We start from the raw sequence: 8205 nt of genomic DNA on the forward strand, positions 1-8205 counted from the left end.
TGGCGGCGGGGCCTTTCGCGGTCGCGGGAGGAACAGGGCACGCGCATGGCTTGAGCATTTTGCATGGGCGTTGCCGGATAAATGCCCTCGGCTGCCCGGTATTTTGGTGTTACGAAATTGGTCATGAACCAGCACGCCAAGATCGAGATCCGTCACTCCACTTGTCCGCACGATTGCCCGTCGGCCTGTGCGCTCGATATCGAGGTGGTCGAAGGTCGCAGCATCGGCCGCGTCCGCGGTTCGAAAAAGCAGACCTACACGGCCGGCGTCGTCTGCGCCAAGGTCGCACGCTACGCCGAGCGCATCCATCACCCGGAGCGGGTGATGTTTCCGATGCGCCGGACGGGTGCGAAAGGCTCCGGCCAGTTTGCGCGGATTTCCTGGGACGAGGCGCTCGACGAGATCGCCGATCGCTTCAACCGGGCAGAGCGCGAGTTCGGCGCGGAGTCGATCTGGCCGTATTACTACGCCGGCACGATGGGGCTGGTGATGCGCGACGGCCTCAACCGTCTCACGCACGTGAAAAAATATTCGCGCTTCTACCAGACCATCTGCGCCAATGTCGGGCGCATCGGATTTGCGATCGGCACCGGCAAGATCGCGGGCGTCGATCCGCGCGAGATGGCGCTGTCCGATCTCGTGGTGATCTGGGGCACCAATCCGGTCAACACGCAGGTCAACGTGATGACGCACGCTGCGCGTGCGCGGAAGGAGCGCGGCGCCAAAATCGCTGCTGTCGACGTCTACGACAACGAGACCATGAAGCAGGCCGATATCAAGATCCTGCTGCGGCCCGGCACCGATGGCGCGTTCGCCTGCGGCGTGATGCATGTTCTCTTCCGCGACGGTTATGCCGATCGCGCCTACATGGACAAGTACACCGACTGCCCTGCCGAGCTCGAGGCGCATCTGAAGTCGCGCACGCCGGAATGGGCTTCCGCGATCTCTGGCGTGCCGGCGGCGGAGATCGAGGCCTTTGCCAAGGCTGTCGGCGAGACCAAACGGACCTTCTTCCGTCTCGGCTACGGCTTCACCCGTTCGCGCAACGGCGCGACGCAGATGCATGCGGCGAACTGCATTCCCGCGGTGACCGGCGCCTGGCAGTACGAGGGCGGCGGCGCCTTCTTCAACAATTACGCGCTGTGGCACTTCAACGAAGCCGTCATCGAAGGCCATGATGCGATCGACAAGTCGATCCGCGCGCTCGACCAGTCGCAGATTGGTCGCATCCTCACCGGCGATGCCGAGGCCCTGCTCCGCAAGGGCCCGGTCAAGGCGATGCTGATCCAGAACACCAATCCGATGACAGTGGCTCCGGAGCAGGCGCTGGTACGGCAGGGCTTTGCGCGCGAGGATCTGTTCGTCGCGGTGCACGAGCAGTTCATGACCGAGACGGCGCAGATTGCCGATATCGTGCTGCCGGCGACCATGTTCATGGAGCATGACGATCTCTATTACGGCGGCGGCCATCAGCATATCTCGGTCGGTCCCAAGCTGATCGACCCGCCCGGCGAATGCCGCTCCAACCACCAGGTGATGCAGGCGCTGGCGCCGCGGCTCGGCGCGAAGCATCGCGGCTTCGAGATGACGCCGCGCGAATTGATCGACACGACGCTGAAGCTCAGCGATCACGGCGACATCGCCGGCCTCGAAGCCGACATCTGGCGCGATCTGCAGCCGGACTTCCGTACCTCGCATTATCTAGATGGCTTTGCTCATCTCGACAAAAAATTCCATTTCAGGGCCGACTGGGCGCATCCGCCGTTCGGCCAGACCATGGGCGATTTCGACAAGATGCCGTCGCTGCCGGACCATTGGGCCGTGATCGAGCACACCGACCAGGCCCATCCGTTCCGGCTTGCAACCAGCCCGTCGCGCAGCTTCCTCAACACCACCTTCAACGAGACCCCGTCCTCGCAGGCGCGCGAGGGCAAGGCGAGCGTGATGATCCATCCGCTGGATGCGGCTGCGCTCGACATCGCCGACGGCGATGCGGTGACGCTCGGCAACCCCCGCGGCGAGACCACGCTGATTGCCGTGCTGTTCGAGGGCGTGCGGCGCGGCGTGCTGATTGCGGAATCCGTGCATCCGAACAAGAATCATATCGGTGGCCGCGGCATCAACATGCTGACCGGTGCGGACACGATTGCCCCGATCGGCGGCGCAGCGTTTCACGACAACAAGGTCTGGATCAGGAAAGCGGCCGCGGCCTGAGCTGCGCTCGCGCTTTGATCGCGTGCAGATTTGCGTCGAGGCGCTAAAGCGGCGCCGCATGGCAGTTTGCCCTTGCACCTCACGCCGAGGCTGCCGCAAATGGCTGCAAAACGGGAGCAAGGATATAGCGTCATGACCGACACCGCAGGCGTCATCACCGAGAAGCGCGGGCAGGCGTTCTGGATCACCATCAACCGGCCGGAAAAGCGCAACGCGCTGAACGGCGACGTCATTGCCGGCATCACACGTGGCTATCGCGACGCGCATGACGACAAGGACGTCCGCGTCATCGTGTTGACCGGTGCGGGCGACAAGGCGTTCTGCGCCGGCGCCGATTTGCAGAATTCCGGTGCGGCTTTCGCGATGGATCATTCCAGGCCGAACGTCGATTATGCCGATCTGCTGCGGCTGTCGCAGAACGCCACCAAACCCGCGATCGCGCGCGTCGGCGGCGTCTGCATGGCCGGAGGTATGGGGCTTCTTTGCATGACCGACATGGCGGTCGCGGCGGATCATGTCATCTTCGGCCTGCCGGAGGTGAAGGTCGGCGTGTTTCCGATGCAGGTGCTGAGCCTGTTGCAGGAGATCGCACCGCGACGCCTCGTCAACGAATGGGCGCTCACCGGCGAGCCGTTCGATGCGAAGGCCGCAAAGGATGCGGGCCTGCTCAACTACGTCGTGCCCACGGCCGAGCTTGATGCCAAGGTCGACTGGCTGATCGGCCGCATCGCCGACAAATCCCCGACCGCGATCCGCCGCGGCAAATACGCGATGCGCGCCATCGCCTCGATGTCGTTCGACGAGAGCATCGCCTACACCGAAAGCCAGATCGCACTGCTCGCGATGACCGAGGACGCCAAGGAGGGGCTGAAAGCATTCGGCGAGAAGAGGAAGCCGGTCTGGACGGGACGGTAGGCGTAAATGTTCGGGAGTTTGGAATATCAGAAAGCCAAGAAAAATACCTCAATTTGTTGGTGCCGCGAGCTGATCTTCTGAAGAAGCGGTTCTAGAGCGCTGGAGCCGGCGCTTTTGAGAGGCAGCGATTAGCTGCTTCTGTGTACGCTTTGCATACGTTGGCAATTGATGTCTGGAGCGATGACGGCCGGCGGTCCGTAACTCAGCGTCCGTGAGGTCGCTGTCAGCACCTTCCGTGAACCCGCCGTGGCGAAATGATGTAAATGAAAGCTCGTTTCGGAGTCCGGCTGTGACGATAATTTTCTTTACGACCGATCGGAGGTAGCGCAGATCTTTGCGGGGAGTAATCCATGGAAGTGCAATGCATGATCTTCGATGAGGATGGTCACGTCGAAAGGCCAATCCGGAAACGAATCTCTCTTTGATCGAATCGAGTTCCGCCATCAACTCGGGGAAAAGAGGCGCGCCCGTTTCGTCGAAGAGAGGCCACCAAGCTTCTTCTCCATTCTTCGGGTGTACAATCCTCACGCTGTCTGGTCGCTCCTCTGGCCGATAGTGTGCTATCTCGAAGGCTCCGAACACATGTTCCTCGCGCTGTAGCCACTCCCAGCTCAGCAAAGCGGCTGTGCCAATTGAGTAAAATCCAAGTTTCTTGGCAGCTAGTCTGAACGCGACAAGCTCGTCCCAGCTCGCCGTGGGCGTCTCTCGCACAGGTCGACCAGGAGCGCGGGACTTTAGTCCCATTCGCGAGAACGGGTTGATTGCCGGTACTTTTGTTTCTTGAGCGCGCTGGCCGACAAACCAGGCGCGCCTGCAAGCGGTCATCGCTGCATTCGCGAAGCGTCGACGTTCGCGCTTGACGGTGCGACCATCCGGCTCCTTGTGTTCCACGACGAGTAATTTCGCATAAACGGCGTCAACGAATCCTTTGTTGAAGGCAGAAAGCTGTTTTGAGCCCGCTCGACTGGCATCCTTCAGCTCATGATTGGCAAAAAGTGCCAAGCCTTGGTCGTAGAGGCGCTGCGTTTTATGGTCGATCTCGTTCCATTTCTGGTGTGTTTTGAAAACGAATATGAGCCAATCGAATGTGCCAGGTGCGGTCGAAACCGGAGCCATGTCGGTTAGACCTGCGGAACGCCAGCTGTCAAAGGCGGGTAACAGGACATTCGTGACTCGGTCTACCGCCGCCGCAAGATCCTCCCCCAGCGCTTCGGATTCGACGGTGCAGCCTTGTTTGCGAGCCCAAGTGGGTGGCTCAAAAAAATATGCCCAGCCACCACGCTTCAACGCCTTTTGCCGACAGTAACGCGGGAGTGTAGACGAGGTGTGGAGTGTTTTCATACAAGAGAAGCCAAATCCTGTCCGTCTGACCTGATTGAGTTCGCGGCCCTGTATGGTGCGGTCGAGTCATCGATGGTTGCCTTCGACCAAACTGGCTGTCGAGTGCGACCAGTTCCACGATAGCCCGTTGGCGGAGGAGCCTCGCCGCGGGCCACCGCGCGTGCAAGTTCACCGGTGTCGCGATAATCCAGGTACGCGGCGACCATGTCGGCCCGCATGACTGCTGGCCATGTGCCGATCGGCGGGTAACGAGCAGGAAGCGCAATGCGGGATGCCATTAACGTCAATCCGCGGCCGCAATAGGCCGTCGCTCCAAGTGTTCCATCTAGCTTGATGGTAGGGGTTTCAGTGGATATATCGCCCGTGGACACAACGCTTCAGGGTTCCCATTTTCGATATCCGTACCTCGTGGTCTCTGCGCGTCCCGTGCTTGGTTCACCAGCTCTCTGACGTTGAGGTCGGAACCCTGGAAGAGACAAGGGGTAGCAATGACTGGTATGGAAATCGGCTGGCGTGGAGAGCAATTGGGATGGTGTACGCGCGTGACCGGATCAGACGCGATGAACATTTGGAAGGCTTAGCTTGAGAGCTGCCTCGAAAAAGAAGCAGCCGAAATCTTACTTCAGATAGTTCGAGAATGTGGCCATCCTATTTCGGCAGGCTTGTGGTTGCCCGCTGATCGAGAGGCATGTGATTCCCGTTAGTTGCCAGCACTCGTTCCGACAATCTGCCGCTCAACCCTGCGCGGAGGCAAGCTTTGAAAGTTCAATTGTCGGAATGACAAACTTGTTTTGAATCGGACCAGAAGGGGAGCCTTGGGGCACGAATTGCTAGCCTGCGACCAGTTGCGGCAAATAGATTTGCGCGAGCGGAAACCAAGCGCCTCGACTGGTGAACTCTCCTTGCGCGCGTGCGGCTGTCGCCGCACCGGGCTCTCGTGGACCGAGCCGCTTTGCGTCTCGGCCATCCGGCTTCGATCCCTCGCGCAAGCGGATGCGGAGCTCCTCGCCGGGGGCACTCGGAAAAGGGGCTCGCCTACGGCGACCGCTATCACTGCCCCGTTCCCGGGTGCCGCTATTAAACCGGTCTCGTCGCTGCACTCGGACCCGCGTGCCCCTTCGGGTCGCTATGCTCACGCTCTCCGGGTGCCATTTCCGTTGGGCGATGCGCCCCTGGCGCACGCCTGGTCGGGCCTGCGGCCCTAGGTAGCTCAAAGCAATTCCCATGAACACCCGATGCAAGGCGGATTGCGTCGCAGATTTCGCATTCTCTCAGGTAGAGGCGAGAGTCAGAGTGTCGCGCGGATTTGCCGTGACGGGTTATGGGCTGCGAGAGGCTCGCGGCGCCCGTCGCGGAGATCCGTGATGTCCAGACAATATTCTCGGGCGCACACCGGTGAGGACCGGGCGAACCTTTATGACGAAATCACCAGCAAGATCATCGCCGAACTGGAGGCTGGCCGAGTGCCGTGGGTCCAGCCATGGGGCAGCGTGGCGGCGAAGGCGCCTTTGGCCATGCCGAAAAGCGCCGCGTCCGGCCGTCAGTATAGCGGCATCAATGTTCTGATTCTCTGGGGAGCAGCCACTGAGCGCGCATTCACAGGTCAGAGCTGGCTTACCTTCCGTCAGGCCCTGTCGCTCGGTGGGCACGTCCGCAAGGGTGAGCGCGGCACGACCGTCGTCTATGCCGACCGCTTTGTGCCAGTCGACGAAAAGCGCCGCGCGAGCGAGAACGGTGAGGAAGCGCAGGCCATTCCGTTCCTCAAGCGCTTCACTGTCTACGATACAGGCGATTTGTCCCTTGTCGCAAAGGTCGACCTTCCAGAAGAGAGGCGTTCGCCGCAGGTCGACACCTTCGCTCGCGCGGCAGGTCCGGCTGCCTGGAAACATATCTGCGGTCCGGCTTGTTCCCACAGCGCGCGAGCATCGGCGGGATCGATGTCAAGTCAAGAAGTGCAGTGAGGGTGAGGGGCGACATGAAGACAATTGAACGCGTGAACGGCGTCGGCATAGTTCTGCTGTTCGGCAGCTGCATGACCATCTTGGCATCCATCCTGGTGGTCCCTATCCTGGTCAAGTTCCAGGCGGCCTACGCCTCGGTCAAACACGTCGAATTGTTGGTGGCGTTGGCGCTGATGGCGCCTGCATTCGTCACGGCGATCGCTTCACCCTTCATCGGCACAGTCATCGACCGTTGGGGAAGCCGCAAATTTTTGGTGTGGGGCACAGCGCTATACGCCGCCTCCGGCGTCGCTCCGCTCTGGCTCGATGGCATAACTGAAATCGTCGTCTCTCGGTTCATTTTCGGTGCCGCTGAAGCCATCGTGATGACGTGCTGCACGTCCATCATCGGTACTCACTTCAGAGGACAGGAGCGCGAACGTTATCTTAATCTGCAAATGCGCTTTATCGGCGTTGCCGGCACAGTTCTCTTTTTTATCAGTGGTGCTCTCGGCGAAATGAACTGGCGGCTGCCGTTCGCGCTCTATGGTCTCGCGCTGCTCCTGATTCCCTTCCAACTGCGACTGCCCCCCCCACAATACGCGCCGCGCACCGATACGCTGGGGTTCGCAGCTACACGGCCGCCAAAGTCCGCGCTGCTTCCCCAGATTACAGTCATGCTGGTTGGCATGATCGCCGTCTACTTACCGCCGGTCCAGTACCCGTTTCTGCTCGCAGATCTGGGTATAACGTCGACACAAGCCATCGGAATGGGGGCCGCTTTCGGAATTCTTTCGGCTACCGCGGGAACGTTGCTGTGGCCCGTCTTACGGAGGCGGTTCAATACGCAATCGATCAACGTCTTGGTCTTTGCGCTGCTGGCAGTGGGGATTTGGTGGCTGTCGCGCATCACCAGCTATGCCGAGAGTTTCGTCGTCCTCGCAGTACATGGACTTGGTGCTGGGATGCTGGTTCCCAATGTCATGGCCTGGACGATGGCCGCCGCAAAACCCTGGCACATGGGCAAGGCAACCGGCCAGGTATACTTCGGTCTGTATTTCGGTCAGTTCTTGAGCCCACTGCTCGTTGCGCCGCTGGCCGCGTCGGTCGGCGGTCTTCGCCCCGCATTGGTCGTCGTCGCCGCCGCGATGGCATTGTTTGCCTTGATCGCCCTCGCCATCGCGCGCGAGTCGACCTTACGCGAGCGGCGAGATACCGCAGCCTCACTCAAATGGTAACTCGACTGCATAGCCATGAAGCATCATTGGCGTCGCGTCGGCGCGATGGACGGGCGTGGCGGTCTTCGCTCAAGATGGCTGTCACTTCGGCCGATCGGGCCGCCCCGGGAGCGCTCCGCGAACAGTGGAAGAGCGAACTGTCCGGGTGTTCTGCGCATACTTCAGGTCAAGCCGTCGTCTGCCGCTGAGTGGCTGGCATCGCCCTCGAAGTCGGATCCGACAAATCCGCGTTCGGTCGGCCGCAGCGTGACAGATCGCCGTTTAGAAGCTCAGAGCCGTAGCAGGGCTTCGCAACAGGCAGGACCAGCTGTATTCGCATAAACGCCCTTCCGGCCCGGCCCATCACTAGGAAGCGGACAGGGATGTGATGATGCTTTCTACCTTTCTCGCCGCCGCGCCCCGATCACGTGTTCGGCCGCGCCGATCCGAAGCATGACACGCCCCTCTCTGAGGGGATGGCTACCTAGTTCAGCGTTTTCTTGGTTCGAATCATATCAGGCGGCGTCGGCGAGTTTGTAGGACCAGGTATGGATGACGGGATGGCGATTGATGTCGTC

4 protein-coding genes and 1 pseudogene are annotated in these 8205 nt (G+C 60.8%); 4 read left to right on the plus strand and 1 reads right to left on the minus strand.

Annotated features, from left to right (window positions below; genetic code table 11):
• The first annotated feature begins 123 nt into the window (after positions 1–123).
• Both ABID58_RS35205 and ABID58_RS35210 read left to right on the plus strand, forming a co-directional pair.
• Positions 124–2214, plus strand: a complete 2091-nt coding sequence (locus ABID58_RS35205) for a molybdopterin oxidoreductase family protein (RefSeq protein ID WP_354037475.1) — start codon at positions 124–126, stop codon at positions 2212–2214.
• A gap of 132 nt (positions 2215–2346) precedes the next feature.
• Complete coding sequence (locus ABID58_RS35210) at positions 2347–3129, plus strand: enoyl-CoA hydratase/isomerase family protein (protein ID WP_354037477.1); 783 nt, start codon at positions 2347–2349, stop codon at positions 3127–3129.
• A gap of 48 nt (positions 3130–3177) precedes the next feature.
• On the opposite strand, the gene ABID58_RS35215 is transcribed toward ABID58_RS35210, so the two are convergent.
• Positions 3178–4470 carry a hypothetical protein gene (locus tag ABID58_RS35215; protein ID WP_354037479.1) on the minus strand — a complete coding sequence of 431 codons (1293 nt, stop codon included), beginning with the start codon at positions 4468–4470 and terminating at the stop codon, positions 3178–3180.
• Between the two features lie 1364 nt (positions 4471–5834).
• Here ABID58_RS35215 and ABID58_RS35220 point away from each other — a divergent pair.
• Positions 5835–6252, plus strand: a pseudogene (locus tag ABID58_RS35220) (ArdC-like ssDNA-binding domain-containing protein); the annotation flags it as partial.
• Between the two features lie 193 nt (positions 6253–6445).
• On the plus strand, positions 6446–7648 hold the full coding sequence (locus tag ABID58_RS35225) for an MFS transporter (RefSeq protein WP_354037481.1): 1203 nt from the start codon (positions 6446–6448) through the stop codon (positions 7646–7648).
• The last annotated feature ends 557 nt before the right edge of the window (positions 7649–8205 follow it).

It is taken from the genome of Bradyrhizobium sp. S3.2.6 (genome assembly GCF_040546885.1).
Classification (GTDB): domain Bacteria; phylum Pseudomonadota; class Alphaproteobacteria; order Rhizobiales; family Xanthobacteraceae; genus Bradyrhizobium; species Bradyrhizobium cytisi.

Coding starts and splice junctions, on each gene's coding strand:
- ABID58_RS35210 (WP_354037477.1), top strand. CDS start 2,347: ATGACCGACACCGCAGGCGTCATCACCGAGAAGCGCGGGCAGGCGTTC.
- ABID58_RS35225 (WP_354037481.1), top strand. CDS start 6,446: ATGAAGACAATTGAACGCGTGAACGGCGTCGGCATAGTTCTGCTGTTC.
- ABID58_RS35215 (WP_354037479.1), bottom strand. CDS start 4,470: ATGAAAACACTCCACACCTCGTCTACACTCCCGCGTTACTGTCGGCAA.
- ABID58_RS35205 (WP_354037475.1), top strand. CDS start 124: ATGAACCAGCACGCCAAGATCGAGATCCGTCACTCCACTTGTCCGCAC.